This window comes from Nocardia vulneris, assembly GCF_001613425.1.
Lineage (GTDB): Bacteria > Actinomycetota > Actinomycetes > Mycobacteriales > Mycobacteriaceae > Nocardia > Nocardia vulneris.
This window is the reverse complement of record NZ_BDCI01000002.1, coordinates 287,826-312,558: the sequence shown is the minus strand read 5'-3', so window position 1 is coordinate 312,558 and position 24,733 is coordinate 287,826. Positions and strand designations below refer to the sequence as shown.

Below are 24,733 nucleotides of genomic sequence, written 5' to 3'. Positions count from 1 at the left end.
CTCATCATGGCGCTGCTGAAAGTCCGGCGCAGGCCGGAGCCCGCGGTGCCCATGGCCGAGCGGGACCGCCGCCTGGTCTGGCGGATCGCCGCGCTGCTGCTCGACTATCCGAGCGAACAACTGCTCGCCATGACGGACGAACTGCTCGACGCCGCAACAGAATTGCCGCCACCGGTGCGGGAACCGCTGCTCGGATTCCTGGCCCATATCCGGGCCACCGCGCCACTGGAGCTCGCGGCCGAATACGTGCGCACTTTCGACATGCGCCGCCGCTCCAGCATGCACCTGACCTTCTACGCGTACGGCGATACCCGTAAGCGCGGGATGGCGCTGCTCCGCTTCAAACACGCCTACCGGCAGGCGGGTGTCGAACTCGGCGACGAGGAATTGCCCGATCACCTGGCGGTGCTGCTCGAGTTCGCCGCGACGGTCGATCCGATCGGTGGCGAACGATTGCTCGGCGAGCACGTGCCGGTGCTGGAGCTGCTCCGGCTCTCGTTGGCGGACAGCGTTTCTCCGTATGCGGCGGTGCTCACGGCCGTGGTCGCCACGCTGCCACCGCCGACCACCGCGGACCGGCGGCGCATCGCCGAATTGGCCGCGCAGGGGCCACCGGAAGAAGAAGTGGGACTCGAGCCGTTCGCCATGGATCCCACGATGTTCGCGCAAGGAGAAGGCCGCCGATGACCAGCACCCTATGGTTGACCCTGCCGTATGTGGCGTTCACCTCGTTCGTTCTCGGCCATCTGTGGCGCTATCGGAACGACCAATTCGGTTGGACCACAAGGTCTTCCCAGGTCTACGAAAGCCGTTTGCTGCGTCTGGGCAGCCCGCTGTTCCACTTCGGCATGCTCGGCGTGATCGGCGGTCACGTGCTGGGGGTGCTGATACCGGAATCGTGGACGGCCGCGGTCGGCGTCTCCGAGCACGCCTATCACCTGATCGCGGTTTCGGCGGGGTCGATCGCGGGGGTGGCCGTGCTCGCCGGTGTCGGCATCCTGCTCTATCGCCGGATCACCGTGCCCGCGGTGCGCAAGGCCACCACGGCCAACGACAAAGTGATGTACGTCCTGCTGGCCGGCGCGCTGGTCACCGGACTGCTCAACACCTGGGGCAGCAACCTCGTTTGGGGAACCTACAACTATCGCGAAACCGTTTCCCCTTGGTTCCGTAGCCTTTTCACGCCGCATCCGGAACCGGAACTGATGGTCGGCACGCCGTGGACCTTCCAGCTGCACGGTCTGATCGTGCTCGTCCTGATCGGCGTCTGGCCCTACACCCGCCTGGTGCACATGTTCAGCGCGCCCATCGGCTATCTGACCCGCCCCTATGTCGTGTACCGCCGCAAGCAGTCCAGCGCGCCCGACACTCGCCGCTACGCCCGCGCCTGGGACGCTCCGGTCACCCCTGATCGCTGGCGCTGAACCGGCGGGCGGGGAGTTCCGCCCGAGGCCTGAAAAGCCGGGTGCGCCCCGACCTTCCGAGGTCGGGGCGCACCCGGCTTTTGTGCTGCTCCAGCAGGTCAGCGGCGGCTGTGTGCGGCCGCTTCGGCTTCCAGGACGAACGCTTCCGCCTCGACCACCACGTCGGGTTCGGCGCCGGCCCGGGGACGGCGCAGGAAGACCGCCCAGACCACCAGGGCGCAGGCGACGTAGAACGCCATGAAGACCCAGAACGCGGTCGTCGCGGACTTGGTGGAGGCGTAGGAGGAGCGCAGCATCAGATTGATGCCGACACCGCCGAGCGCACCGATCGCGCCGACGAAGCCGATGAGCGCGCCGCCGGTGTTGCGGGCCCACGCGGCCTGCCCGGCACGGGGGAGATCCAGGCTCTTGGACTTGGCGTCGAACACCGACGGGATGATCTTGGTGACAGACCCGTTGCCGATGCCGGACAGAATGAACAGGGCGATGAACCCGGCGATCAGCGTCACCATCGCCGCGCCGCTCGGGACGCCGCCGTTGCGATCACCGAGCGTGCTGGCCACCACGACCAGGACCGCCGCCGCCATCATCGCCCCGAAGACGTACATGGTCACCTTGCTGCCGCCGATCCGGTCGGCCCATTTGCCGCCGTACGGGCGGGCCAGCGAACCGAGCAGCGGACCGATGAACGCGATCTGCGCGGCATGCAGCGCCGCCTGCGCGGCGGTGTCACCGCCTGCTTTGAAGCTGATCTGCAGGACCTGGCCGAACGCGAAGCTGTAGCCGATGAACGAGCCGAACGTGCCGATGTACAGGAACGCGATCGCCCAGGACTGCGGCACCTTCAGCGCCGCGAGCATGTCGGCGAGGTCGGCCTTCTGATTACGCAGATTGTCCATGTACAGCGCGGCGCCGAGCGCGGCGACCGCCACCAGGACCAGGTAGATCGCGCAGATCAGGGACGCGTAGTCGTGGCCGAGCGTCGCGATGATCAGCAGACCGAGCAGTTGGATCGCCGGCACGCCGATATTGCCGCCGCCCGCGTTCAGCCCGAGCGCCCAGCCCTTGAGTCGCTGCGGATAGAAAGCGTTGATATTCGTCATCGACGAGGCGAAGTTGCCGCCGCCGACGCCGGCGAACGCCGCCACGAGCAGAAATGTCGTGTACGAGGTGCCGGGCTGATTGATGAAATACAGCGTGAGCAGCGTCGGAATCAACAGCAGGACCGCGCTGAAGATGGTCCAATTGCGGCCGCCGAATTTCGCGGTGGCCACCGTGTACGGAATGCGCAGGATCGCGCCGACCAGCGTCGGCACCGCGACCAGAAAGAACTTGCCGGCCGGGTCGATCCCGTAGGTTTCGGCCGGCATGAACAGCACCATCACCGACCAGATCGACCACACCGAGAATCCGACATGCTCGGCGACGACCGACCAGATCAGATTTCGTCTGGCAATATCTTTTCCACCCGCTTCCCAGGCCGCGACATCCTCGGCATCCCAATTCTCGATGTCACGGTTACGCGTCAGCATGCTCAACTCAGGCCTCCCATAATCGGTTCAACCCAAGGTATGCAGCGGGTATTGCGGGCATGATGCGCGCAATGACCGGGAGATCAACGCTTGCTCACGGGGCGCAGACGCAGCGCGTGAAACAAACGGTCCAGATGGTTGTGCCCGGCGGCAGCGCTGTTCAGGGCGTGGCTCGCGCGCGACACTGTTGCGGCCATGGGGATTTCGCGCTCGGCGGGGGCATCGCCGACCTTTGTGCGCTGCATCACTCCTGCCCCGGCAAGTGGCAGAAATTACCCTTATGACTCACTGAGACATTATGGCAGATACTGCCATTGATGTTTAGCCTGGGGTTAGCCGACCTCCCCTTACCAGTGCCGTTAGGGCGGCGGTTCCGGGCTGCTCGACCCCAAGGTGAAGCCGAAGGAGACAGTGTCATGACGTCGTCGCAGCTGTTGGTTCGTCCGCTCGCCCCGAGCGAGCTCATGTATTTCCGGTTCGGGCTCTACGTGGGGTACTCCACCCGAGTGCGCGGCAGGCTCGACGCTGCGGTGCTGGCCCGTGCCTTCGAGACGTTGCGTGCCGCCTATCCGGTGCTGTCCACCCGGATGGTGCAGGACGGCGAGAGTGGGCCCGCCATCGCGGCGGTGTCGGACGTCGCGGCCGCGCTGTTCGAGGTGGCCGGTCCGGTCGAGGACCCGCTGTACGAGCTACCCGACCTGGACGGTCGCGCAGCGGCGATCCATACGGTGCGCGGTGACGACGATACGGTCGCGGTGACCTTGCTGACCCATCACGCCATCGCCGACGGTCACCATTCGTTGCACCTGCTGTCGGAACTGTGGAAGTACTACACCGCGCACGCCGAAGGCGCGCCGGCCGCACCCGCGCGCCACGCCTACCCCCATTCGCTCGAGCAGCTGCTCGCGGCGCGCGGTGTCGCGGCCGCGCCCGCCCTCGAACTGCCGGATACGGACGGGCTCGAATCGCCGGCGGACCGTTCGGCGACTCCGGCCGAGCGTGTTCGTACCCGATTGTCCGCCAACGAGACTCGGTCCTTACTGGCCACGGGTCGGCAGCACGGCACCACGATCAACGGATTGGTCTCGGCGGCGCTGCTCGCCGCGACCGCGCAGAGCCGTGGCGTCGATATCGACACACTGCACTACACCTATCCCGTCGATCTGCGCAGCAGGGTCAGCCCCCGGATCGGATACCCCGAGGGGACCAACGTGCTGAGCATCGCCTACTTCGCCGCCGATCCGCACAGCGAGCGCGACCTGCTCGCTCTCGCCCGGGCGGTCAGCGGCAGGTTGCGCGAGTCGATCGCCACCGGCGCCCTGTTCACCGGCGGTGCCGAACTCGCGTCCCTGCTGACGCCCGAAGCCTTGTCCAGCGCGCTGATCTCGACGAACTGGGGGGTGATTCCGGCGCTGCCGACCCCGGCCGATCTCACCATCGAAGACTTCCATCCCCTCATGTCGGATGCGCCGGTGCCCACACTCACACCGCATGTCATCACGACCTACGACGGTCAGCTCACGATCGACACGCGCGCGCACACCCCGGACGCGGGCCGCCGCTTCGCCGAGCACCTGCACCGTTTGGCCGCGCTCTGAACCCTGGTTCGCGAATCCGCTACTGCGGCAACATGGGGATGCTGCTCGGTTCGGCCACGGCGACCAGCACGACGACGTCGGCGTAGGGTGCGTCGCCGTGCCCGAGGCGATGAGCGAAGCGCGCCATGGGAATTCGCCACCGGTACTTCGCGGCGATCTCGGACTCGACGTAGGGGAGCAGCGTGCCCGCGGTCACCAACTGGGCCTGGCCCTGCCGCTGGTGGGAGCCGAGGGCCGGCGTGCCGCGCCGGTCGCCCGGCTGCACCAGCACGCGGCCGTCGCGGGCCAACTGCTCGGCCTCGGCGGATTTCGACGACACCCGGAACGCGAGCTGGGTATCGCCGATGGGAATGACCAACCGGGGCACGGTCGTCAGCTGCCGCGGACCGGTAATCCTGGTCACCAGTACGGTTTTGGCGTCGCGCCATTCCGTCGCGGCAGCGGAATGGCCGCTGCGCCAAGGCGATTGCCCTCGGGTATCCGGTCGCGCGACCTGTCCGCTGTCCGCCGTCAGATCGACCAGGGTGTCTGTCATCGCGTTCGTTCCCTTCCCCTGCGGAATTGCTGCTGAATCGGCGCGGGTCCCGGCGAAGCGCGCCCGCATTCATCAGCCGTACCCCGCGGATGGCCGGTCAATCGTGTTCGATCACCGTTTTCGCCGGATCGCGCCACCGGGCCCGCTGCATGGCGCCGGAAGTCGTTGCGGCCGTGACTTTCCGCCGGGGCGTGGTTGTTGCCGCCGAGGGAAGGATCGGCCCCGGCGGCAACAACACGGTGGCGCGGCCGAATGCTGTGGGGTAAGGCTCGCGCCAGGTCAGCCGGGCGAAAGCAGCTGACCCGAACCAGGCTATGCCGGGTGCGCGACGAGCGGCAGAGTCGTTCGTCCCTGTTGGGGTGGACCTTCGGGCCGAGTCCGCCGCCGAGCAGGTCCCATGCCCGGGGACGAAGGTCATCGGATGGGTCGCCGAAGGTCATTTCCTCTGCGCGGAGGGTGTTTTCGGGGGAGGCCCGGTGTTTACGGTCGGCTCGGCCGCGGGTGATGCGCGGACCGACGGCGACCTACGCCGCGGTGTGAGGAGGGTGTGGTGACAGCGGTAACTCCCAAGCCGGAACCGGAACTGGTGGCGCGGCGGCCTTATCCGGCGCGGCGGTTGCCGAAGGGTTCGGCGCTGTACCGGATGGTCACCACGACCGATCCGAAGGTGCTGGGTCAGATGTATCTGGTGACCTCGATGACGTTTTTCCTGATCGCGGGTGTCATGGGGTTGCTGATCCGTGGTGAGCTGGCCCGGCCGGGCCTGCAGTTCCTCTCGCCGGAGCAGTACAACCAGCTGTTCACCATGCACGGCACGATCATGTTGCTGTTCTATGCGACCTCGATCATCTTCGGCTTCGCGAATATCTTGGTGCCGTTGCAGATCGGGGCTCCGGATGTGGCGTTCCCGCGGTTGAACGCGTTGAGCTACTGGCTCTATCTGTTCGGCGCCTCGATGGCGACCGCCGGGTTCGTGACCCCCGGTGGCGCCGCCGATTTCGGCTGGACGGCGTATGTCCCGCTGACCGACATCATCCACTCGCCGGGCGTGGGCGCGGATCTGTGGATTCTCGGCGTGGGAGTCTCGGGGCTCGGCACGATTCTGGGCGGGGTGAACATGATCACCACGGTGGTGTGCTTGCGGGCCCCGGGTATGACGATGTTCCGGTTGCCGATCTTCACCTGGAACGTGGTCGTGGCGAGTGTGCTGATGCTGATGGTGTTTCCGCTGCTGACCGCGGCGGCGCTGGCGCTGTTCTACGACCGGCATCTCGGCGGGCACATCTACGATCCGGCGACCGGCGGGGTCATCCTGTTCCAGCATCTGTTCTGGTTCTTCGGCCATCCCGAGGTGTATGTGATCGCGTTGCCGTTCTTCGGCATCGTGTCCGAGATCTTCCCGGTGTTCGCGCGGAAGCCGATCTTCGGTTACACGGCGCTGGTGTACGCGACCCTGGGCATCGCGGCGCTGTCGGTGGCGGTGTGGGCGCATCACATGTACGCCACGGGAGCCGTTCTGCTGCCCTGGTTTTCGCTGATGACGTTCCTGATCGCGGTGCCGACCGGGGTGAAGTTCTTCAACTGGATCGGCACCATGTGGCGCGGTCAGCTGACCTTCGAGTCACCGATGCTGTTCTCGCTCGGGTTCCTGGTGACCTTCCTCTTCGGTGGCCTGTCCGGGGTGATCCTGGCCAGCCCGCCGCTGGACTTCCACATCAGCGACACGTATTTCGTGGTCGCGCACTTCCATTACACGTTGTTCGGCACCGTCGTGTTCGCCACCTTCGCCGGTATCTACTTCTGGTTCCCGAAGATCACCGGGCGCATGGCCGACGAGCGCCTCGCCAGATGGCACTTCTGGACCACCTTCTTCGGCTTCCATCTCACGTTCCTGGCTCAGCATTGGCTCGGCAACGCGGGTATGCCGCGGCGCTACGCCGATTACCTGCCCGGCGACGGATTCACCACGCTCAACACGATTTCCACGATCGGGGCGTTCGTGCTGGGCGGATCGATGATTCCGTTCCTGTGGAACGTGTTCAAGAGCTACCGCTACGGGCAGGTCGTCACCGTGGACGATCCGTGGGGGTACGGCAATTCGCTGGAGTGGGCCACCACCTGCCCGCCGCCGCGGCACAACTTCTACGAGCTGCCCCGAATCCGTTCCGAGCGACCGGCTTTCGAGCTGCACTACCCGCACGTCGTCGAGCGGATGCGGGCCGAGGCGCACGTCGGCCGGCGGCACCGTCAACCTTTGAGGTAGTCGATGGCGGTGTCGAGGGCCGCCGCCAGGTGGTCGACGGTGCCGGTGCTGAGCAGCAGGACGACGCCGCCGTGGATGCCCGCCAGCACCGCGGACGCGCTGCGATCGGGATCGACCTCGGGGCGGATATCGCCGCGGCGCCGCATTTCCGCGATGCCCGCGCGGACGAACGCATGCCACTTCGTGGTCAACTCGGCGACCACCGCGCGGGCGGCGGGGCTGGCGGGAGCCAACTGGTTCATCAGCACCCCGAGCGAGCAGTCCGCGCCGTGCCGGTCGTATTCGCCGATCAGTTGATCGCGCCAGGCCGACCAGGCCTGCCAGGTGATGAGCGGATCGACGCGTTCCTGCACGGCATTCAACACGCGCGCGGCTTCGTAACCGGCCACGGCGGTGAGCAGTTGCTCTTTGCCATCCGGGAAATAGTGGAACAGCTGGCTCTTACTGGTGCCGGTGTGGTCGCGGATGTCGTCGAGCGTGGTGTTCATGACGCCACGGTGCAGGATCACCTCCGCGGCCCCGGCGATGATCCGTTGCCGCGTCGCGGCGCCCTTCGCGGTCGGTCCCAGTGGCATCCTTCGAGGCTAGCCAAACCGGACTTGCGGGTCCATTTTGCCCGGCGAACCCTGGCGTCGGGGCCGTGACCAGCGGCGCCGGACGAGAGGAGACGAAGTGTCCGAGCAGCAGGTCTTGGTGACCGGAGCGACGGGCAATACCGGGAGCCGGGTCGCCGCGGGATTGCGTCAGCTGGGCGTGCCCGTGCGGGCCGGATCGCGAGGCGGTAGCACGCCGTTCGACTGGTACGAGCCGGCGAGCTGGCCGGCCGCCCTCGACGGCGTCGATGCCGTCTACCTCGCGACGCCGATGACCTTCGGGGTGCGCGCAGGCGAAACGGCGCGCCCGGTCGGTTTCGCGGCGGATGCGGTGGCGGACTTCGTGACGACGGCCGTGGCTCACGGCGTGACGCGGCTGGTGTTGCTCGCCGGGCGCAGTGCCCGGGCGGAGCCGGTGAATCCGTTCATGGTGGAGCTGGAACGTCCGGTCCGGGAATCGGGCGTGGAGTGGACCGTTCTGAGTCCGAGCGTGTTCGCGCAGAACTTCCGCACCGGACCGTTGCGGGACGGCATCATCGCCGGTCGGGTGGAGTTCGTGGCGGTGTCGGACCAGGTCGTGGTCGACTTCGTGGACGTCACCGATATCGCGGACGCCGCGGTGCGGGTGCTCACCACCGCCGGGCACGGCGGCCGGACCTACGAGTTGTCCGGCCCGCGGGCCCTGAGCGAGCAGGACGCCGTGGCGGTCATCGGGCGCACCCTCGACCGTGCCATCGTGGCGCACCGCATCGACCTGGACGAGGCGCTGGCGGCGAACCGTGCCGCAGGATTCACCGACGACTCGATCACCCTCATGGACCTCGCGGTGCGCGGTCGAGCGAGTCGCGCGTACTCGGTGCCGTTCGACGGAATCCAGCACCTACTGGGCCGCGCCCCGCGCTCCTTCGAAGAGTTCGCCCGTGCGGCTGCGGCATCCGGGGTCTGGGATCGCCCAGACCCTCGCCTTCGGGCGTAGGCTTCTGTATCGTTCTAGTAGAACGTTTCAGTAGACCTAGGGGAGTTGTCCGGCATGCCACCCAAAGCGACCATGAAGTCCGTTGCGGCGGCGGTGGGGGTTTCGCTGTCGACGGTCTCGAACGCCTACAACCGGCCCGAGCAGCTCTCGGTCGCGGTGCGGGAACGGATTTTCGCGGCGGCCCGGGAACTCGGCTACACCGGTCCCGACGCGGCGGCGCGGACGCTGCGCGGCCGGCGGGCGGGCGCGATCGGCCTGATCCTCACCGAAGAGTTGTCCTATGCGTTCTCCGACCCGTTCGCGGTCGGCCTGCTGGCCGGACTGAGCGAGGTGGCCGAACGCACCAGCACCGGCCTGTTGCTGATTCCGTTGCCGCGCTATGAGGTCGGCGCCGACGAGCAGGCCATCCGGGACTCCGTCGAGGCGGTGCGCAACGCCGTGGTCGACGGCGTCGCGGCCTACTGTGTGGACCCGGACCATCCCGCGCTGGACGTGGTCGCGGCCCGGGGCCTGCCGTTCGCGCATTCCGACGACGAGTTTCCGGGACGCCGCGTGGTGATCGATGAGGCGGCCGCGACCAGGGCGGTCGGCGCGCATTTGGCGAAACTCGGCCACACCAGGGTGGCCGCGGTCGTCGACTGCGGGCGCGACGCTCCGGGCGTACGCGAGATCAGCGACCTGTCGGTGCTCTACAACAACGCCCGGCTGCGGATCGGCGGCTTGCGCGCCGGCCTCGGCCCGGAGGCCGAGATCACCGTCGTCTCCGGCGGCCACAACTCGGTCGACTCCGGAATCGCCGCTGCCGAACTGGTTTTGGATCGCCGCGACCGCCCCACCGCGATCGCCGCGATGGGCGACGTGCTCGCGCTGGGTGTGCTCGAAGCCATGCGGCGGCGCGGACTGGCCCCGGGGCGCGATATCTCGGTCACCGGTTTCGACGACATCTCGGCCGCGGAAACAGCCGGCCTCACCACGATCAGGCAACCGATCCGGCGGAAGGGTCAGTTGCTCGGGCGCATGCTGCTCGATCCCGAATACACCGAGGAGCGAGTCGTGCTGCCCACCGAATTGATCGTCCGCTCCAGCACCGGACCGGTGCGCGGCTGACGATCCGGAAAGGAACGACAATGAATCCTGTCGCGGCCACCATGGCCGTCAAAGCTGTTCGTGCGCAAGCCGACTCGGCACGTCCGGACGCGCCGGTGTGGCGCGCGGAACCGGCCCGGAACTCCCCGGCGCGACGCTGGATCACCGCCTATCTGCGTGCGTCGGCGCACCGGCGGACCTCGCTGGCCGATCGCCTCGACCACAGCCGGGCGACTCGCACGGCCTCCGCCGCCCGATCGCTCGGTGGCTGCCCGGGCGGCCGCGCGTCCACCTGTACGCCCTGAGCTACAGCACGGCAAGAATGAGGGCGGCCAGCAGCGCCAGGCCGAAGGCCGCCAGGACGGCGAGCATGAGCGCGCGCAGCAACCCCGGCCCGCCGGCTCGCGCGATGAAGTAGCCCGCACCGCCGCCGAGCGCGGCGAGCCCGAATCCTTCGCCTTTGACCAGATAGAACACCGAGGCCATGGCCGCGTTGCCCGCCTCGCCGAAACCCTGCGCGTGGTCGCCGAACGGGATCGGAAACCGGTAGACCACGCCGACCAAGGCGGCCGCCACCGGGGCCGACAGCACGGCCGCGATCAGGCCCCAGGCCGCCACCGCCCACAGCGCGGGCAGGCCCAGCCGCTCTCCTTCGATCCCCATGCACGCCCTCTCTGCTCGCCAGTGTTAGTTCAGCAAGGCTCAACTCTAGGGGTGCGGTGGCGGGCACCGGACCCGCTCTCGAACCGGAGATGTAGGGGCGCGCCTGCGCGCCTGCCTAGGGTGAGGCATGGTTTCGACTCCTCAGCGGCGGCCGCGCGCCGACGCGGTTCGCAATATCGAGCGCATTCTGGGTGCCGCGCGGGCGGTGTTCGCCGAGCACGGCGCCGACGCGCAGTTGAGTGCGGTCGCGCGGCGTGCCGGAGTGGGTGAGGCGACGCTGTATCGGCATTTCGCGGGCCGGGACGAATTGATTCACGCCGTGCTCGCCCGACGCTTCGACGAGGCGATCGCGCCGGTGGCCGCCGCAGCGCTGGACACCGCGGATCCGTGGCAGGCGATGGTCGACATGCTGACCGTGGTGCTCGAGGTGGCCGCGGACGAACAGCGCACGATCGCGGCCGCGCAGTCGCCGGATATCTTCACCGGGCTGGCCGCACAGTATTTCGACGCGTTCGGTGTCGTGCTGCGGCGGGCACAGGACGCGGGGGTGGTGCGCGATGATCTCGTCGCCGCCGATCTGCCCCGGCTCACCACGATGCTGATCGGCGCGCAGCGGCTCGGCGGCGCCGCCGACGCCATGTTCCTCGGGATGGGCAGTGCGGGAAGGGGGCCGGGCGAGGGATGGCGGCGCTACCTAGCACTGATGCTGGACGCGATGCGGCCCGCCGCGGCCACCGCGCTGCCACCGTTCGATGCCGCCGCTGCCACGGAATCACCCCGCGGCCGTTGAGTTCTCGCTGATCAGCGCGGTCGGCTGCGCTTGTAACGAGAGTCGACTCTCATTTGTGCTACCTTCGGGTCAGCGACACAAGTGAGAGTCGACTCTTGCTTATCTGTCGCGATCCTGCGTGCTGAGTGAATGGGATTCGATCGATGACGCACACCGCCTCCGTACCGTTCTATCGACGACGAGAACGATTCGACCCGACCGCCGAACTCGTGCGGCGCCGAGAAACCCTGCCGGTCAGCCGAGTCGAGCTGCCGATGGGCCCGGTGGCCGTCCCGGTGTGGCTGGTCACCCGCTACCACGATGCCAGGCAGGTATTGAACGATGCTGCGCTGTACAGCAATTCGTTCGATCGCATGGCCGAGCACCTCGCCGAGCTGCTCGGTGCACAAGAGGTAGCCCGGATGGCCGACGTCGCGCCCGGACCGCTCGTCGTCGCCGATCCGCCGGAGCACACCCGCCTGCGCCGGGTGCTGACCCCGGAGTTCACGGTCGCGCGGATGCGCAGGCTGCAGCCGCGCATCGCGCAGATCGTCGCCGAACATCTGGACGCCATGGCCGCGCACGGTGGTCCGGTCGACCTGGTGCAGAGCTTCGCGCTGCCGGTGCCGTCCCTGGTGATCTGTGAGCTGCTCGGCGTGCCGTACGCCGACCGCGCCGAGTTCCAGCAGTGGGGCGCCGCGCAGCTCGATCGGTCGTCGAGTCACGTCGAACGTGCCGCGGCTGGAGCCGAATCACGCTGGTACATGGCCGAATTGGTGCGCAGGCAACGCGCCGACCCGGGCGAGGATCTGCTCGGTATGCTCGTTCGCAAGCACGGCGCCGCCCTCTCCGACGCGGACCTGATCGGTATCGGCGTGCTGCTGTTGCTCGCCGGGCACGAGACCACCGCGAGCATGCTGGCATTGAGCACCCTGCTGTTGCTCGAGCATCCGGACCAGTGGACGCTGCTGCGCGACGATCCGGGGAGTACGGATCGGGCGGTGGAGGAACTGCTGCGCTATCTCTCGATCGTGCATCACCCCGGTATGCGAACGGCGCTGCGGGACACGGTGATCGGTGACCAGCCGATCGCCGCGGGCGATATGGTGCTCTGCTCGATTCCCGGCGCGAACCGCGATCCGGACCTGGGGCCCGGCGGTGACATCTTCGATATCTCCAGGAAGCCCAGCGGCCATCTGGCTTTCGGTCACGGCATCCACCACTGCGTCGGCGCACCGCTGGCACGTCTGGAGCTGCGGATCGCGCTACCGGAACTGGCCCGCCGGTTTCCCGCGCTGCGCTTGGCCGTGGCGCCCGAAGAACTCGTGTTCCGGGCGGATTCCATCGTCTACGGCGTGCAGTCGCTGCCGGTGCGGTGGTAGTGGCGCATGCGAATTCAGGTGGATCGGAATGTGTGTGTCGGGTCGGGGAATTGCGTGCTCGCCGCGGCGGCGGTGTTCGACCAGGACGACGACACCGGGCTGGCCCGGCTCGTGGTGGAGCGGCCGGCGGCCGGGCAGCGGCTCGCGGTCGAGGACGCGGTGGCGCGCTGCCCGGCCGGTGCGATCACTGTGGTGGACGATGAGACAGCAAGTCCGGCAAAGACTTCCGGGGCACTGGTCGCCAAGACGATCGTGGTCGACGTCGGGGTGCCGTACGCCGCCTATCTGGCGCTGACGCTCGCGGGCGTCTCCGATGTCGTCGCGCTCGTCGCCGCGGGGGGCGTCTCGGCGCTGCGGGTCGGGGTGGGCTACCTGAGGCATCGACGGGTGAGTGCGCTGTCGGTTCTCGTGCTGAGCCGATTCGTACTCGGCATGCTGGCCGGACTGCTGACCGGCAACGCCACGGTCGTGCTGCTCAAAGATCCGATCATCACCGCGGTGATGGGCGCGGTGATCCTGGTGTCGCTGGCGCTGTGGCGGCCGTTGACCTATTACATCCGTAGAGATTTCGTCCCCGACGGACTCAGCTGGGACGAAGCCTGGCGGCAGTCGCGGGCCTTCCGGCGACAGCAGCGCACCGTCGCCGCGGTGTGGGGGATCGGCCTCATCGCGGAATCGCTGGTGCGGGTCGTGCTCGTGCTCACCAGCCCGGTGCAGGTGGCGGCCGTCGCGTCGCCACTGGTCGGCACCGGGTGCATCCTGCTGCTGTTCGCGTGGATGAACTGGCATGTGCGGGTCGGCGAACCGGTGAAAGGGCAAGCGCCAGTGCGTCGATGAGCTCACGACCGGCACTCCGTCACTGTCCTTGCTCGAAGTCGAACAGAGCCTGCTGGTCGAGGCCGCTACACCGCACCGAGACGAGATCCGGCTGCACGACGCGGATGCGGCGCTGGCGTTCATCGGTCGCACCATCACCGCGTCGGCGATGCACCGCGCGCTGAGCGTCGAGACGGCTCCGGACGGGATGACCTGGCAGCAGTGGCGCCTGCGGACTGTCCGCATGGCGGTCTCCTACCTGACCATCGACCAATCCCCGGTTCCAGACCGGCCATGACGGTGTCGGCGTCGACCTGGCTTCCGTTGTCGACGAACTGCACACCGCGGGCGGTGAGCTGGAGATGGTGCTCGCCGAGAATGAGGGTCCGGCGCGCTTCGGCGGGCGAGTCCGCGGATCCGGTGATCCCGCCGGATCCGGCTCGCCGAGCGTCAACCGATGCTGAAGGGCTGTCCCCATAGGGTGACCACCGAATTCACCGTGGCGGTGGCGACTTTCACGCGGACGAAGGCGCGGGCTTGGGCGTAGCCCGCACAGCCTTGCACGCCGATGGTGGAGTCGGCCCAGGTGACGCTGCCGCTCGTGCCCTTGAATTTGTTTCGGGTGCTGTGCGATTCGTTGCCGAAGTCGTCGGCTTCTTCTTGGTCGAGCAGATACAGGGACTTGGCTTGACCGGGACCGAGGGTGAGGTTGCCGCCCGCCTTGCCGCCGATCTCCGGTTTTTTGCCCTCCCAATCGGTTTTGGCGTCGACGCCGCCGTTCACGCCGCCGCCTTTGAGCGTGACCTGGCAGCCCACCACGTAGCCGGGATAGATTTTGCCGCCGACAGCGTCGGAGCTGGACAGTTCGACCTGTGCCGAGCCCGACACCCACGCGTTGCGGTGGACGGGGGTGGCGCCCATGGACGGGCTGATGGTGGCGGATTCGCCGACCAGCCGGACCGTCAGCACCGTGCCGTCCGAGAGCGTCTTGGTGAGCTCGCCGCCCGGCAGCGCGACGACGGTGTCGGCGTGGGCGGCGGTGGGGCACAGGCCGAGGGCCGCGGTCGCGGCGACGCCGGTGGCCAGGCGTGCCACAGTGCGATTGATCATCGAGAAATCCTTGGGTTGAATGCTGTTGCGCAAGTGGAGCTTCGGGGTCAGCCGATGCTGAACGGCTGGCCGTAGAGGGAGACCTTGGCGTAGTTGTCGCCGATGATCTCGGCCACCGTGTACGAACGCGCCTGCGCGTAGCCCGCACAGCCCTGGATCTGTATTTCGACATCGCGGTACTCGATCGAGTAGCTGCCGGGGCGCAGGATGTCCTTGCCCTCGATGTCGACGAAGCTCACCTGGCCGGGCCCGAGCTTCAGGCCGATCGAGCCACCCACTTTTCCGCTGGTGACGTTGACGCCGGCGGACAAGCCCGCGGAAATGGCGTTGTCGCTGATACTGACCTGGCAGCCGACGATATAGCCCGTGCTGAGCCGCGACGCTCCGTGCGTGGAGGAGTTGTTGGTGCCCGGCGCGTTCTTGGCGCCGTTGTTGGGTCCGGGTTTGCCCTGCGGGGTCGTCGTCACGTCCGCGGTCACCGTCCCGGTCAGCCACGCGACGCGTCCGGCGCCGTTGGCCGCCAGCGACGGCGAGACCAGCGCGCTTTCCTGTGTGCGACTGATCCTCACGCCGGGGCCGAGTCGTTCCCCGTCCGGTAGCGGCACAAAGGTGTCGGCGTGCGCCGCACCGGTAGCCGACAACCCGAGCGCCACAGTCGCCACGACACCGAGCCCGGCAGCTCGTACGCCGCGGTTGCCCGCGCGAAATCTATTCATGCCTACCCTCATCACCTTGCAGGAGTGCGAATTACGCACCGCGAGAACAGGTCACCGCTCCGTCCGTGCGCCGGAGCGGCAACCGCGCTGAGCGTAGGCCCGCCCCGCCACCCCCAACCACCCCCCAACCGGCCGAACCCCCCATCCACCCGGCTGGTCAGTCCGGTATTGGTTGAAGCTGCCCGCTACGGGGATAGTTCAGTACGCGGAACAATCGATGCCTCCATGGCGGGCGGCTCGGGTGCGGATGCGAGCCACTCGAGGTGCCCAGGAGCGGTATCCGCAAAGGTGCCCAGCGCCGCTTGTTCGGGCACAACGACTGTCCGGGTATCGATGCCGAGCTCTGCGCGCGCCGCCGTCGCGAACTGCGCTATCGCCTCATGGAGCTTGGCCCGGTGATGCAAACTCTTGGCGGCGTCGCCTTCGGTGAGGCTGCGGTCGAGCATCGTCACTGCCAGCCGACAGCGGTACGCCCACGCACGAACAGGCAGCGAACCGATGAGATTGATTTGCGCTCGGGCATTTTCGAGGATGTCGACCTGTTGGTCGAACAGCTCGCTGTCCCGGGAACGGCCACCGACGCGACGGTCCAGTTGCAGCTGAAGTGCCTCCGCGGAACTGGCGAAAGCGCTGTACGGCGCGAGTCTCGAAGTCTTGATGTAATGCCGGGTGTCGCCGCGCCGCCGCCACATATCGGCCAATATGGGGCTGAGCAGCGACCCGAGCAAAGTGCCGGCGATTCCTGCCACTGCCACGACTGTTGTCATCGCGCACACCCCACGTCTTCACCAGAGCTGCCTAGCTCCGCGATAGATCATGCCACGAAAAGCGCTGGGATCACACGGTGCTGGTCAGGCTTGGTGGAGGGGGTGGCCTTCGGTGGTGAGGTGGTGGTGCAGGGCGGTGCGTCCGGTGGCGAAGAGGAGCAGGGCTTTGATGGGGCCGTGGATTTCTCGGCCGGTGCCGTAGGACCAGTCGATGTCGGTGGCGCACAGGCGGATGCCGTCGAGGCGGTGCCGGGCGAAGACCGGCCAGCCGATGGTGGCGGCGCGCTGGGTGGCGACGGCGGCGGCGAATGGCGGCAGGTCGAGGGTGCGGCCGAGTGGAATCGCGATGTCCTGGCCGTGCACCATCGTGTCGAACAGGATGTTGCGGTAGTTGGTGAGTTTCGGCAGAGAACGGTCCGCCGCGTGCTCGTCGATATCCGAAATAAGCTGTGCGACAGGATATTCGGCGTAGGCGGTGGTGAGCTGGTCGATCATCCGATTGTAGTTCCCGCGCGCCCGGGCCGCGGCGGTGATCATCGCCCGGATCGAGGGGACCTGCGGGGTGAGGGCGAGATGTGCGGCGACGTCGCGAACGCGCCATCCGGCGCACAGCGAGGGGCTTTCCCATTCGCCGGGAGTCAGTTCGGTGAGCAGGGCGGCGATCGCGCGGCGCTGGGCTTCGATGGCCCGCCAGCTGCCGTCGCGGTCCAGCGTGACTTGTTCGGTCGGCATAACGCACCTCCCGCTAGCATTGGTCAGTGACTCTGACTAGTATCGTCAGTCTCTCGTACTAATGTCAAGGAGCGTGATGGCAGACGAGCAGCTCAACGTGGGTCTGCTGATGATGATCGCCTACCGATCGATGGAGAACCGGGTCTTCGCGGCGCTGGCGGAGTCCGGCTACGGCGACCTCACCGTCGCGCAGGGCCGGATCGTCGCGCAGATCGGTGCGGCGGGCACCCGGCTCACCGAACTGGCCGAGCGGGCTCAGGTGACCAAGCAGACCGCGGGCTTCCTGGTCGACCAACTGGAACGTGCCGGTTACGTGGAACGCGTCGCGGACCCCAGCGACGGCCGCGCCCGCCTCGTCCGGCTGACCGCGCGCGGGCAAGCGGGCGCGACGTACGCGAACTCGGTCGCCGAGCAGGTGCAGACGGAATGGGCCGAGCAACTCGGACCCGCGAGCATGCGCCAATTGCGCCGAACGATGACCCGGTTGCGCGAGATCACCGACCCCTACGCTTGAGTGGGCAACGCGGACAGCGGTTTTCGTTCCTTCCCGGTCGACCCCTGTCGAAAGTCCTCGGGCGCAAGTAAAATGGAGGCATTATCCGGGGGCATAAGGAGGGGCCATGTCATCTGGTCCGCGAATTTCGAAACATGGTCGGCGTAGCGTCGTTCGAGCAGCTCGGGCCGCCGTCATTGCGGCGGTGTGCACCAGCTTCGCCCTGGTTCCCGCCGAATCCGCCGCGCAACCCTATCCGATCTACGGCGCGATCCGAATCGAATACGACGCGGCCGGTGGTGTCGCCTTCTTCGGTATCGCGGTGAACCCGGAGTCCGACGCTTCCCGCGGCGGGCGCTGGCAGGCGTTCGAGAAGGACAGTTCGATCTATTGGCATCCGCTGGTATCCGACGGGCATGCCAATCAGATCGGCGGTGCGATCCGCGCCAAATGGGGCGAACTCGGGTGGGAGGACGGCGCTTTGCGATATCCGACCAGCCGGGAAATGCCCACCCGGAAACCGGGGCGTTTCAATCACTTCGAGGGCGGCACCATCCATTGGTCCCGGGCCACCGGAGCGCACAACACCTGGGGCGCGATCCGCGACAAGTGGGCGACGCTGTCCTGGGAGGACGGCCGGCTCGGGTTCCCCGCCACCGACGAATTCCGTGCCAAGAACAACGGCGCGGGCCAGCATTTCGAGGGCGGCTCGATCTACTGGTCGGCCGATACCGGCGCCCGCGTGGTGGTCGGCGCGATCCGCGAGATCTGGGCGAGCCAGAACTGGGAGAACGGCCGCTACGGGTACCCGATCAGCGACGAGTACGACTACAACAACGGCCGCGCCCAGGATTTCCAGGGCGGCCGCATCGAATGGCAGCCGCCCCGCTGACCGAGCCGGTTCACACCCACTCGGTCAATCGGACGATGAGCCCGTTCGGGTCCCGCATCTGGAAGTACCGCTCGCCGGAACTGCCTTCCCATTTCGAGAATCCGAGCGGGGTGACGATCTCGACCCCGGCCTCGGCCAACCGGGCATGCTCGGCGTCCACGTCGGTGACGACGAGAACGATGATCATTCCTTTACTCAGGGCGCCCGCCACGGATTCCGGCCGGAAGTCCGGCACGCCGACGCGCAGGAACGCCAGGTGTAAATCCGCGGCGGCCGAGAAAATCACCGCGAGTCCCTCGTCGGTGATCGTCTCGGTGAAATCCAGATGTTCGATCATGAATTTCGCCGAAGCGTCCGGATCGGGAACGTTGATCATTACCGCGCCGCCGAGGACATTCAAGCCGCCGCTCCCTTCGCCGGGTCGACACGAGGATGTGTTCGCTTTCGCGCTCGGTCGCGCCGAACGCCGGTGACGCCGCATCTCAGGGTCGGGCTCGATGACTTCGTTCAGCCCGCTGTCTGCTCATCGTATAGTCCGCAGCCCGGGCTCCCTCGGTGACTTACGCCATGCGCGTCCGCGTCGCCGGGGTCAACCACAGAGCGCGAGTTGGGTGAAAGCGTGCAGCGCGAAGTCGATGGGGTGGGGTTGCGGCTTTTGGGTGGAATCGAGTGCGTTCCACCGCTGCATGTTCACCGCCAGCGCCAGCTGCCGTTGTCCGTCGGCGCTGATCATCGCCAGCGCCCCGCTGCCCCAGGCGGAGCCGTCGTGGCCCCAGAAGACGCCGTGACCGGGCACGGTGAGCTTGTGCAGACCTAGACCGTAGGTGATGGTCTTGCCCTCGAACGAGATGACCGGTCCGGTCTGCTGCATCTGCGCCAGTGACGACGGGGTGACGATGTCACCTGCGAGCAAGAGCCGATAGAAGCGGTTCATATCCGCCACGGTCGAGACGAGCGAGGCGGACGGGCCGACCCACGACATGTCGAAGACGCTGAAATCACGCGGCGGGTCGAACATGCCGAACCATGCCTCGTAATGCAGGGCGTGCGGACCGGTGAGGTAGGGCTCGGTGGGGAGTTCGGTGTCCGGCAGTCCGGCGCGTTCGATGACGTCGCGGGTGATGCACTTCTGCGCGGACAGACCGCTCACCAACTCCAGAAGCTGGCACAGCAGAAGATAATTCGTGTTCGAGTACACGCCGGGTGTACCGCCGGGAGTGCCGACCGCGGGCGCTCCGACCCCGAGTTCGATCAGCTCGACCGGGTCAAAGCGGGTGAACCGGTTGTCCTCCAGGCTTTTCGGCGTTGTTCTGCCGACGGCGGGGAAGGCGGCGAGCGAAGGATAGGCCAGCGGCAGGTATTCGGCGAGACCGCTGGTGTGGTTGATCAGCATCCGCACGGTGATCGCTGCACCGCGGGGACCGGGAACCAGGTGCGGCAGATAGTGGCCGATCGGTGTGTCCAAAGCTATTTCGCCGTTTTCGACCTGTTGTAACACCGCGGCGGCGGTGAAGGTCTTGGTGATGCTGCCGACCCGGTGGCGCATCTCGGGGGTGACGGGCCTGCCGGTGGCCAGGTCGGCGACTCCGGCTGCGCCGCGCCAGGTTTGGTCGCCGACACGGGCCTCGGCGAAGGCGCCGGGCAACCCGGCGGTGTGGACGGCGTCCAGGGCGGTTTGCAGTGCCGCGGGATCAAAAGTGTTGTGCACGACAGCTGTCCTCTCGTTGTCGATGGGTGACGCCCCGGGCGGCGATCGGACGACCGCACCCGGGGCGAACACCACTATCGATCGAGCGAGGTCGCGCGGTATTGGAAGAATTTTCCCCAAGCCTGGTACCGGTGTCGTGCGATGGCGGGCCGATACCGGGCTTGCAACGCGCCGGGCGTATCGGCGGCGAAGATCGACACGTCGCGGCACAGGTGGGCCTGATCGGTGTAGCCGGAATCCGCCGCGACCGCGGCGGCGGGGCGCCCGGCCAGCAGGCCGTCGACCGCGTACCGGAACCGGGCCAGCATCGCCGCACGCTTGGGCGTCAGCCCGATCTGGGATTCGAACCGCGCCCACAGCCGCTTGTGACTCCAGCCGAGAGCTTCGGCGAGCGCGCCGATCCGTATCTGTCCCCGCGCGGCAAGGATGCGGTGCCAGCCCGCCAGCACCTCTGGGTCGAGCGAGTGCGATCGCCGGTCCTGTTGTGCCAGAAACGATTTCGTCAGAGCGAAACGCTCGTCCCAGTTCGGCGCGGCCGCGAGTTGTTCGCGCAACTGCCGGGCGCGCCGCCCCCACAGGTCGTCCAGGGCGACGGCGCCGCGGCCGAGTTCGGCGGGTGACACGCCGAGCAACGAATACGCCCGCAGCGGCGAGAGGCGAAGTTCGACGCATTCGGCGCGTGCGCTGTGCACCCGCATCGGGTCGAGGGGGAGCCCGGCCACGAAGCCGTCGAGGGTGCGCCGTCCGCTCGCGTCGTCGACGAGCACGTCCTGCGTCCCGAACCCGATCACCACGGTGATCGCCGTCGTCCCGGCGACGCGCAGATCCAGCCCGCTACCGTCCAGATCGCGGTAACCGATGATCGCAGCCCCCGGCGGCGCGACCGCGGCGGCGAAATCCCAGCTCGGTTCGGGCGCGCGGCCGACGTGCACAACTCCCACGCGTTCAGGTTACGCATCGCCCGACGGCCGCGTTTCGGCTCATTGATGCAGGTTATGCATATGTCGATGCGGCGGGGGTAGGCGGTAGGAGCAGTTACTTCGACGAATGGAGGCTCTGATGAACGTCGATGACAACGTTGCTGCCGACCGCGGCCCGGCCCTGCGGATACCCCGCAGTCGCGGCGCCCTCGGCGGGCTCGCGGTGCTCTTGCTGGGGATCTGGGGCGCGCTGATTCCGTTCCTCGGACCGTACTTCGATTTCGCGTTCACCCCGGACGACTCGTGGGTGTGGACCTCGGCACGTGGCTGGCTCGAGGTGCTGCCCGGCGTGGTCGCGATCGTCGGCGGATTCCTGATGTTGACCAGCCGGAATCGGCTCGTCGCCGGCTTCGGCGGTTGGCTGGCCGCGGCGGCCGGTCTGTGGTTCGTCGTCGGTCCGTTCCTGGCGGATCTGCTGAATCTGGGCGCGCTCGGCGAGCCGGTCGCGTCCTCCGATCTCAAACGCGCCCTCCTGCAACTGACCTTCTTCTACGGTCTCGGCGCACTGATCCTGTTCTTCGCCGCCACCTCGCTCGGCCGGTTGTCGGTGCGCAGCGCCCGCGATATCGCCTTCGCGCGCCGCGAGGTCGACGCTCGGACCACCCGCCCGGACGACCGTGGCGTCGTGGTCGCGCCGGAACCGGTGCGCACGACCGACCGCCCCGCCTTCGAACCCCAGCCTCGACTGCACAAGCCGGGCCTCGGCGGCGGGCACGCCTAGCCACCGATCCCTCGAAGATCCGGTCCCGGGCCCGACCCTCCTCGAGCCCGGGTCCGGCATGCGCGCGACCTGGGCAACGATTCCTTTGCGCGGTGATCGAGGTCTACACAAGCGACGGATGCGGTCCGTCGCAGGGCGGACCGCGAGGAGCCTGGAAGAAGGAGTTGGTCGCGGTGAGTGTGCCGACCATGATGCGTGCGCTGGAACAGACGTCGTTGCGCGGTCCGCGGGATATGCGTGCGATCGCCGACGTGCGGGTACCGGTGCCGGGCCCGGGGCAGGTGCTGATCCGAGTCGATGCCGCGGGCGTCAATTTCGTCGATATCTCGCGGTCCTACGGGACTTTTCGCGGTGGCCCGCAGCCGCCGTACCTGGCGGGTTTCGAGGCCGCGGGCGAAGTCGTGGCGGTGGGGCCGGACGTGACCGAGCCCGCACCGGGTGCGCACGTGTTCGGGGTGGGTGAGGCTGCCTTCGCCGAATACATGGTGCTGCCCGCGGCCGCGGCGCAGCCGGTGCCGCCCGGTTGGACCGCGGACGAGGCCCTGGGTTTGGGCGTGAACTGGCCCACCGCCATTGCCGCGCTGCGGCCGGTGGGCCGCCTGGCCGCGGGGGAGACCGTGCTGATCCAGGCCGCGGCGGGCGCGACCGGCCAGGCCGCGGTGCTCCTCGCCAAGCACTACGGCGCGACGGTCATCGCCGCCGCGGCGCCGGACAAGCACGAGACGGTGCGCTCACGCGGTGCCGACCACGTGGTGGACTCCCGCAGCGCAGATCTCGCCGCGCAGGTGCGCGCGCTGACCGGCGGTAGCGGCGTCGATCTGGTGCTCGAATCCGCGGGCGGTGCCGCGCTCGAGGCCGGTCTGGACGCGGCACGACGGGTGACGGGCCGGGTCGTGGTGTACGGCCTGGCCGGCGGGACGGCTACGCTCAGCAACTGGGATCTGGTGTACCGGAACCAAGTTCAGGTCATCGGGCTCAACATGGGCGTGCTGATCGAAGCCGCGCCGGATATTTTCGGTGCGGTGCTGGCCGAATTGTCCGGGCTCGTCGCCGCCGGTGTCTGCGCGCCCGCGCGTCCCACGGTGCACGATCTGGCCGACGGCCCGAAGGTCCTGGCGGCGTTGGAGTCCCGCGCCACCGTCGGCAAACTGGCACTGCGGCCTACACTCCCGGCATGACGACGTCGCGGACGCGGGCGGCGGACCGGGACCGGTTCGCCGCCGAGGCCGAGCGATTCCGGCGGGAACTGCTCGCGCACTGCTATCGCATGGTCGGCTCCGCCCACGACGCCGAGGATCTGGTGCAGGAGACCTATCTGCGGGCGTGGCGGGCGCGGGCCGATTTCGAGGGCCGCGCGTCGTTGCGGGTCTGGCTGTACCGGATCGCGACGAACGTGTGTCTGACCGCGGCGGCTCCGCGCGGGATCCGCGTGCTGCCCTCCGGCCTGGCAGACGCGTACACCGGCCCGCCCCGCGCGCCGAAACCCACGGCACCGGGGGAAGTTTCGTGGTTGACGCCGTTGCCGGACGCACTACTCGCCCCGGCTACCGATGACCCGGCCGCGGCCGCGATCGCCCGCGAGTCGCTGCGGCTGGCGCTGATCGCCGGGTTGCAGCATCTGCCTGCCCGCCAGCGCGCGATTCTGCTCCTGCGCGAGGTGCTGGCGTTCTCCGCGGCCGAGACCGCCGAGATCCTCGGCACCACCACCGCCGCGGTGAAGAGCGGCCTGCAACGCGCTCGGGTTCGGCTGCAGGAGGTGGCGCCCACCCGCGAGCGCCTGCTCGAGCCGACGGAACAGCGGGCGCGGGCACTGCTCGACGGCTACATCGCCGCCTTCGAACACGCGGACGCCCGGATGCTCGAGCAGGTGCTGCGCGCGGACGCCACCCTGGAGGCCACACCGTTCCGCGATTGGTATGCGGGGCGGCGGCAGTGCCTCGGCACGCTCGAAACGTATGTACTCGGCGATCCCGGTGACTGGCGGATGTTCGCGACGACGGCCAATGGCCAGCCCGCCGCCGCGGTGTATCGCAGGGACGAGCACGGCGTGATAAGGGCGAACGGCATTGTCGTGCTTTCCGTTACGGCCGCCGGGATCGCCCGGGTCGTCGCGTTCCATGATCCCGCGATGCGCGCGATTCCCGGCTTTCCCGAACTGCTGGCCCCGGGCGGCCGGTGTTGCGACGGCCGCCCGGGGTGCTCGGCTACTTGTGGCGGGTGATCACCACGGGCTTGATCTCGGTGGGAACGTTGGCGAAGGCCGAGACCGGGATGCCGAACGACGCGGCGAGGACCTCGCGGGGCAGCGAGTTCAGGGTCGCGACGATGCCGATATCGTCGTTGGGTTCCTTGGCGCTGGTGTTGAAGGTCACGAGAACATCCAAAGGCGTGTCGGCACTGGCATTTTCGAAGTAATGGAAATAGCCCTGCGGCGCGAAGACCAGATCGCCCTGGTCGGCCTCGAAGACGTCGTTGTGATAGGTCCCGTCCGGGTGTGTGCCCAGGATCGTCCACTTCGCCTTGCCGGAGATGATGTAGTTCAGTTCCCAGGCCGAGGGATGCCAGTGCGGTTCCCGAATGCCGCCACCCTCCAGGTGCACGAAGTACACCGACCCCTTCTGGCCTTGCAGCACAGGGAAATTGTCCTCGTTCGCCCCCTGCAGGTATCCGCCGTCGAAGTTCGCCCGTTCGGCCGCCCGCAGCTTGAACAGGTGGGAGGCGTTGTTGAGATTGCTGTCGAGTGCGCCGTCACTCGCGAGCGCGGGTGGGTCGGCGGGACTCGCCGCGGCCGCCCCGACCAGTCCGCCGCCCAGCGCGGCCGCGCCCACGGCGGCGACGCCGGTGCCGAGCAGCGCTCGACGGTCCATCCCGCCGTTGTTGTTGTCCTGCTTGGCATTCGAGTCTTCTGACATATCGCCATCTCCTGATGCGCAAGAACCGAGTGAATGGGAAAGCACCTCTGCGATCTAAGTTAACC

Annotated in this window: 29 protein-coding genes; 16 read left to right on the top strand and 13 right to left on the bottom strand. The window is 67.9% G+C overall.

The window, feature by feature from the left end; genetic code table 11:
* Positions 1 to 6 precede the first annotated feature (6 nt).
* Both narJ and narI read left to right on the top strand, forming a co-directional pair.
* Positions 7 to 687, top strand: coding sequence for a nitrate reductase molybdenum cofactor assembly chaperone (gene narJ / locus NVU01S_RS03335; RefSeq protein ID WP_043681153.1), 681 nt, complete (start codon positions 7 to 9; stop codon positions 685 to 687).
* Positions 684 to 1,424 (top strand): respiratory nitrate reductase subunit gamma, encoded by a 741-nt coding sequence (gene narI, locus NVU01S_RS03330; RefSeq protein WP_043681156.1) that lies wholly within the window; start codon positions 684 to 686, stop codon positions 1,422 to 1,424. The genes narJ and narI overlap by 4 nt, the downstream gene beginning before the upstream one ends.
* Positions 1,425 to 1,522: 98 nt before the next feature.
* Here narI and NVU01S_RS03325 read toward each other — a convergent pair whose 3' ends face one another.
* Both NVU01S_RS03325 and NVU01S_RS43110 read right to left on the bottom strand, forming a co-directional pair.
* Positions 1,523 to 2,956, bottom strand: coding sequence for a nitrate/nitrite transporter (locus NVU01S_RS03325; RefSeq protein WP_052281346.1), 1,434 nt, complete (start codon positions 2,954 to 2,956; stop codon positions 1,523 to 1,525).
* Between the two features lie 83 nt (positions 2,957 to 3,039).
* A complete protein-coding gene (locus tag NVU01S_RS43110) occupies positions 3,040 to 3,201 on the bottom strand; it encodes a hypothetical protein (protein WP_156161963.1) in 162 nt (53 codons plus the stop codon).
* A 171-nt stretch (positions 3,202 to 3,372) separates the two neighbouring features.
* Between NVU01S_RS43110 and NVU01S_RS03320 the strand changes: the two genes are divergently transcribed.
* Positions 3,373 to 4,554: a phthiocerol/phthiodiolone dimycocerosyl transferase family protein gene (locus NVU01S_RS03320; RefSeq protein WP_043681159.1), complete on the top strand. Its 1,182-nt coding sequence runs from the start codon at positions 3,373 to 3,375 to the stop codon at positions 4,552 to 4,554.
* A gap of 19 nt (positions 4,555 to 4,573) precedes the next feature.
* Here NVU01S_RS03320 and NVU01S_RS03315 read toward each other — a convergent pair whose 3' ends face one another.
* Positions 4,574 to 5,089, bottom strand: coding sequence for a hypothetical protein (locus NVU01S_RS03315; RefSeq protein WP_052281347.1), 516 nt, complete (start codon positions 5,087 to 5,089; stop codon positions 4,574 to 4,576).
* A 550-nt stretch (positions 5,090 to 5,639) separates the two neighbouring features.
* Between NVU01S_RS03315 and ctaD the strand changes: the two genes are divergently transcribed.
* Positions 5,640 to 7,352, top strand: a complete 1,713-nt coding sequence (ctaD, locus tag NVU01S_RS03305; RefSeq protein ID WP_043681217.1) for an aa3-type cytochrome oxidase subunit I — start codon at positions 5,640 to 5,642, stop codon at positions 7,350 to 7,352.
* On the opposite strand, the gene NVU01S_RS03300 is transcribed toward ctaD, so the two are convergent.
* Positions 7,337 to 7,927 (bottom strand): TetR/AcrR family transcriptional regulator, encoded by a 591-nt coding sequence (locus NVU01S_RS03300; RefSeq protein WP_156161965.1) that lies wholly within the window; start codon positions 7,925 to 7,927, stop codon positions 7,337 to 7,339. The genes ctaD and NVU01S_RS03300 overlap by 16 nt on opposite strands.
* Positions 7,928 to 8,024: 97 nt before the next feature.
* On the opposite strand from NVU01S_RS03300, the gene NVU01S_RS03295 reads away from it, so the two are divergent.
* The 3 genes from NVU01S_RS03295 to NVU01S_RS03285 are packed head-to-tail and all read left to right on the top strand — an operon-like array spanning position 8,025 to position 10,312.
* The gene (locus NVU01S_RS03295) at positions 8,025 to 8,921 is read left to right on the top strand and encodes a Rossmann-fold NAD(P)-binding domain-containing protein (protein ID WP_043681165.1); all 897 of its coding nucleotides are present in this window, start codon (positions 8,025 to 8,027) and stop codon (positions 8,919 to 8,921) included.
* A gap of 54 nt (positions 8,922 to 8,975) precedes the next feature.
* On the top strand, positions 8,976 to 10,028 hold the full coding sequence (locus tag NVU01S_RS03290) for a LacI family DNA-binding transcriptional regulator (protein WP_043681223.1): 1,053 nt from the start codon (positions 8,976 to 8,978) through the stop codon (positions 10,026 to 10,028).
* Positions 10,029 to 10,048: 20 nt separating this feature from the next.
* The gene (locus NVU01S_RS03285; RefSeq protein WP_043681168.1) at positions 10,049 to 10,312 is read left to right on the top strand and encodes a hypothetical protein; all 264 of its coding nucleotides are present in this window, start codon (positions 10,049 to 10,051) and stop codon (positions 10,310 to 10,312) included.
* 1 nt (position 10,313) lies between these two features.
* Here NVU01S_RS03285 and NVU01S_RS03280 read toward each other — a convergent pair whose 3' ends face one another.
* Positions 10,314 to 10,670 (bottom strand): hypothetical protein, encoded by a 357-nt coding sequence (locus NVU01S_RS03280; RefSeq protein ID WP_043681171.1) that lies wholly within the window; start codon positions 10,668 to 10,670, stop codon positions 10,314 to 10,316.
* 127 nt (positions 10,671 to 10,797) lie between these two features.
* Between NVU01S_RS03280 and NVU01S_RS03275 the strand changes: the two genes are divergently transcribed.
* From NVU01S_RS03275 to NVU01S_RS03260, 4 genes are all read left to right on the top strand, one after another.
* Positions 10,798 to 11,460, top strand: coding sequence for a TetR/AcrR family transcriptional regulator (locus NVU01S_RS03275; protein ID WP_063048050.1), 663 nt, complete (start codon positions 10,798 to 10,800; stop codon positions 11,458 to 11,460).
* A gap of 143 nt (positions 11,461 to 11,603) precedes the next feature.
* Positions 11,604 to 12,821 carry a cytochrome P450 gene (locus NVU01S_RS03270; RefSeq protein ID WP_043681174.1) on the top strand — a complete coding sequence of 406 codons (1,218 nt, stop codon included), beginning with the start codon at positions 11,604 to 11,606 and terminating at the stop codon, positions 12,819 to 12,821.
* Between the two features lie 6 nt (positions 12,822 to 12,827).
* Entirely contained in the window at positions 12,828 to 13,658 is an 831-nt protein-coding gene (locus tag NVU01S_RS44530) for a VC0807 family protein (protein ID WP_082032426.1), read from the top strand.
* Positions 13,659 to 13,686: 28 nt separating this feature from the next.
* A complete protein-coding gene (locus tag NVU01S_RS03260; RefSeq protein ID WP_043681180.1) occupies positions 13,687 to 13,935 on the top strand; it encodes a hypothetical protein in 249 nt (82 codons plus the stop codon).
* Positions 13,936 to 14,087: 152 nt separating this feature from the next.
* On the opposite strand, the gene NVU01S_RS03255 is transcribed toward NVU01S_RS03260, so the two are convergent.
* The 4 genes from NVU01S_RS03255 to NVU01S_RS03240 form a co-directional block, all read right to left on the bottom strand.
* On the bottom strand, positions 14,088 to 14,747 hold the full coding sequence (locus NVU01S_RS03255) for an MspA family porin (protein ID WP_043681229.1): 660 nt from the start codon (positions 14,745 to 14,747) through the stop codon (positions 14,088 to 14,090).
* 47 nt (positions 14,748 to 14,794) lie between these two features.
* Positions 14,795 to 15,463, bottom strand: coding sequence for an MspA family porin (locus NVU01S_RS03250; RefSeq protein ID WP_043681183.1), 669 nt, complete (start codon positions 15,461 to 15,463; stop codon positions 14,795 to 14,797).
* Between the two features lie 185 nt (positions 15,464 to 15,648).
* Positions 15,649 to 16,230, bottom strand: coding sequence for a hypothetical protein (locus NVU01S_RS03245; RefSeq protein ID WP_156161967.1), 582 nt, complete (start codon positions 16,228 to 16,230; stop codon positions 15,649 to 15,651).
* Positions 16,231 to 16,314: 84 nt separating this feature from the next.
* The gene (locus NVU01S_RS03240; RefSeq protein WP_052281349.1) at positions 16,315 to 16,962 is read right to left on the bottom strand and encodes a maleylpyruvate isomerase family mycothiol-dependent enzyme; all 648 of its coding nucleotides are present in this window, start codon (positions 16,960 to 16,962) and stop codon (positions 16,315 to 16,317) included.
* A 76-nt stretch (positions 16,963 to 17,038) separates the two neighbouring features.
* Between NVU01S_RS03240 and NVU01S_RS03235 the strand changes: the two genes are divergently transcribed.
* Both NVU01S_RS03235 and NVU01S_RS03230 read left to right on the top strand, forming a co-directional pair.
* Positions 17,039 to 17,476 (top strand): MarR family winged helix-turn-helix transcriptional regulator, encoded by a 438-nt coding sequence (locus NVU01S_RS03235; protein ID WP_043681189.1) that lies wholly within the window; start codon positions 17,039 to 17,041, stop codon positions 17,474 to 17,476.
* Between the two features lie 184 nt (positions 17,477 to 17,660).
* Positions 17,661 to 18,347 carry an LGFP repeat-containing protein gene (locus NVU01S_RS03230; RefSeq protein ID WP_043681192.1) on the top strand — a complete coding sequence of 229 codons (687 nt, stop codon included), beginning with the start codon at positions 17,661 to 17,663 and terminating at the stop codon, positions 18,345 to 18,347.
* A gap of 10 nt (positions 18,348 to 18,357) precedes the next feature.
* Here the strand turns inward: NVU01S_RS03230 and NVU01S_RS03225 are convergent, their stop codons facing one another.
* From NVU01S_RS03225 to NVU01S_RS03215, 3 genes are all read right to left on the bottom strand, one after another.
* Complete coding sequence (locus NVU01S_RS03225) at positions 18,358 to 18,747, bottom strand: VOC family protein (RefSeq protein ID WP_244467526.1); 390 nt, start codon at positions 18,745 to 18,747, stop codon at positions 18,358 to 18,360.
* Between the two features lie 189 nt (positions 18,748 to 18,936).
* Positions 18,937 to 20,055: a serine hydrolase domain-containing protein gene (locus NVU01S_RS03220; RefSeq protein WP_043681239.1), complete on the bottom strand. Its 1,119-nt coding sequence runs from the start codon at positions 20,053 to 20,055 to the stop codon at positions 18,937 to 18,939.
* A 74-nt stretch (positions 20,056 to 20,129) separates the two neighbouring features.
* Positions 20,130 to 20,996, bottom strand: coding sequence for a helix-turn-helix domain-containing protein (locus NVU01S_RS03215; protein WP_043681195.1), 867 nt, complete (start codon positions 20,994 to 20,996; stop codon positions 20,130 to 20,132).
* A 118-nt stretch (positions 20,997 to 21,114) separates the two neighbouring features.
* On the opposite strand from NVU01S_RS03215, the gene NVU01S_RS03210 reads away from it, so the two are divergent.
* From NVU01S_RS03210 to NVU01S_RS03200, 3 genes are all read left to right on the top strand, one after another.
* Entirely contained in the window at positions 21,115 to 21,756 is a 642-nt protein-coding gene (locus NVU01S_RS03210; protein ID WP_244467527.1) for a hypothetical protein, read from the top strand.
* Between the two features lie 173 nt (positions 21,757 to 21,929).
* Positions 21,930 to 22,934, top strand: a complete 1,005-nt coding sequence (locus tag NVU01S_RS03205; RefSeq protein ID WP_043681247.1) for a zinc-binding dehydrogenase — start codon at positions 21,930 to 21,932, stop codon at positions 22,932 to 22,934.
* Positions 22,931 to 23,977 carry an RNA polymerase subunit sigma-70 gene (locus NVU01S_RS03200; RefSeq protein ID WP_043681197.1) on the top strand — a complete coding sequence of 349 codons (1,047 nt, stop codon included), beginning with the start codon at positions 22,931 to 22,933 and terminating at the stop codon, positions 23,975 to 23,977. Before NVU01S_RS03205 ends, NVU01S_RS03200 begins: the two co-directional genes overlap by 4 nt.
* On the opposite strand, the gene NVU01S_RS03195 is transcribed toward NVU01S_RS03200, so the two are convergent.
* Positions 23,961 to 24,668 (bottom strand): cupin domain-containing protein, encoded by a 708-nt coding sequence (locus NVU01S_RS03195; RefSeq protein WP_029898208.1) that lies wholly within the window; start codon positions 24,666 to 24,668, stop codon positions 23,961 to 23,963. The genes NVU01S_RS03200 and NVU01S_RS03195 overlap by 17 nt on opposite strands.
* Between the last annotated feature and the right edge of the window lie 65 nt (positions 24,669 to 24,733).

Excerpts from the sequence above, each read along its gene's own strand:
- NVU01S_RS03275 (WP_063048050.1), top strand. The coding sequence starts at position 10,798 with ATGGTTTCGACTCCTCAGCGGCGGCCGCGCGCCGACGCGGTTCGCAAT.
- NVU01S_RS03200 (WP_043681197.1), top strand. The coding sequence starts at position 22,931 with ATGACGACGTCGCGGACGCGGGCGGCGGACCGGGACCGGTTCGCCGCC.
- NVU01S_RS03195 (WP_029898208.1), bottom strand. The coding sequence starts at position 24,668 with ATGTCAGAAGACTCGAATGCCAAGCAGGACAACAACAACGGCGGGATG.
- NVU01S_RS03300 (WP_156161965.1), bottom strand. The coding sequence starts at position 7,927 with ATGCCACTGGGACCGACCGCGAAGGGCGCCGCGACGCGGCAACGGATC.
- NVU01S_RS03235 (WP_043681189.1), top strand. The coding sequence starts at position 17,039 with ATGGCAGACGAGCAGCTCAACGTGGGTCTGCTGATGATGATCGCCTAC.
- NVU01S_RS03320 (WP_043681159.1), top strand. The coding sequence starts at position 3,373 with ATGACGTCGTCGCAGCTGTTGGTTCGTCCGCTCGCCCCGAGCGAGCTC.
- narJ (WP_043681153.1), top strand. The coding sequence starts at position 7 with ATGGCGCTGCTGAAAGTCCGGCGCAGGCCGGAGCCCGCGGTGCCCATG.
- narI (WP_043681156.1), top strand. The coding sequence starts at position 684 with ATGACCAGCACCCTATGGTTGACCCTGCCGTATGTGGCGTTCACCTCG.
- NVU01S_RS03245 (WP_156161967.1), bottom strand. The coding sequence starts at position 16,230 with ATGACAACAGTCGTGGCAGTGGCAGGAATCGCCGGCACTTTGCTCGGG.
- NVU01S_RS03255 (WP_043681229.1), bottom strand. The coding sequence starts at position 14,747 with ATGATCAATCGCACTGTGGCACGCCTGGCCACCGGCGTCGCCGCGACC.
- NVU01S_RS44530 (WP_082032426.1), top strand. The coding sequence starts at position 12,828 with ATGCGAATTCAGGTGGATCGGAATGTGTGTGTCGGGTCGGGGAATTGC.
- NVU01S_RS03210 (WP_244467527.1), top strand. The coding sequence starts at position 21,115 with ATGAACGTCGATGACAACGTTGCTGCCGACCGCGGCCCGGCCCTGCGG.
- NVU01S_RS03325 (WP_052281346.1), bottom strand. The coding sequence starts at position 2,956 with ATGCTGACGCGTAACCGTGACATCGAGAATTGGGATGCCGAGGATGTC.
- NVU01S_RS43110 (WP_156161963.1), bottom strand. The coding sequence starts at position 3,201 with ATGCAGCGCACAAAGGTCGGCGATGCCCCCGCCGAGCGCGAAATCCCC.
- NVU01S_RS03270 (WP_043681174.1), top strand. The coding sequence starts at position 11,604 with ATGACGCACACCGCCTCCGTACCGTTCTATCGACGACGAGAACGATTC.
- NVU01S_RS03315 (WP_052281347.1), bottom strand. The coding sequence starts at position 5,089 with ATGACAGACACCCTGGTCGATCTGACGGCGGACAGCGGACAGGTCGCG.
- NVU01S_RS03250 (WP_043681183.1), bottom strand. The coding sequence starts at position 15,463 with ATGAATAGATTTCGCGCGGGCAACCGCGGCGTACGAGCTGCCGGGCTC.
- NVU01S_RS03290 (WP_043681223.1), top strand. The coding sequence starts at position 8,976 with ATGCCACCCAAAGCGACCATGAAGTCCGTTGCGGCGGCGGTGGGGGTT.
- NVU01S_RS03285 (WP_043681168.1), top strand. The coding sequence starts at position 10,049 with ATGAATCCTGTCGCGGCCACCATGGCCGTCAAAGCTGTTCGTGCGCAA.
- NVU01S_RS03280 (WP_043681171.1), bottom strand. The coding sequence starts at position 10,670 with ATGGGGATCGAAGGAGAGCGGCTGGGCCTGCCCGCGCTGTGGGCGGTG.
- NVU01S_RS03240 (WP_052281349.1), bottom strand. The coding sequence starts at position 16,962 with ATGCCGACCGAACAAGTCACGCTGGACCGCGACGGCAGCTGGCGGGCC.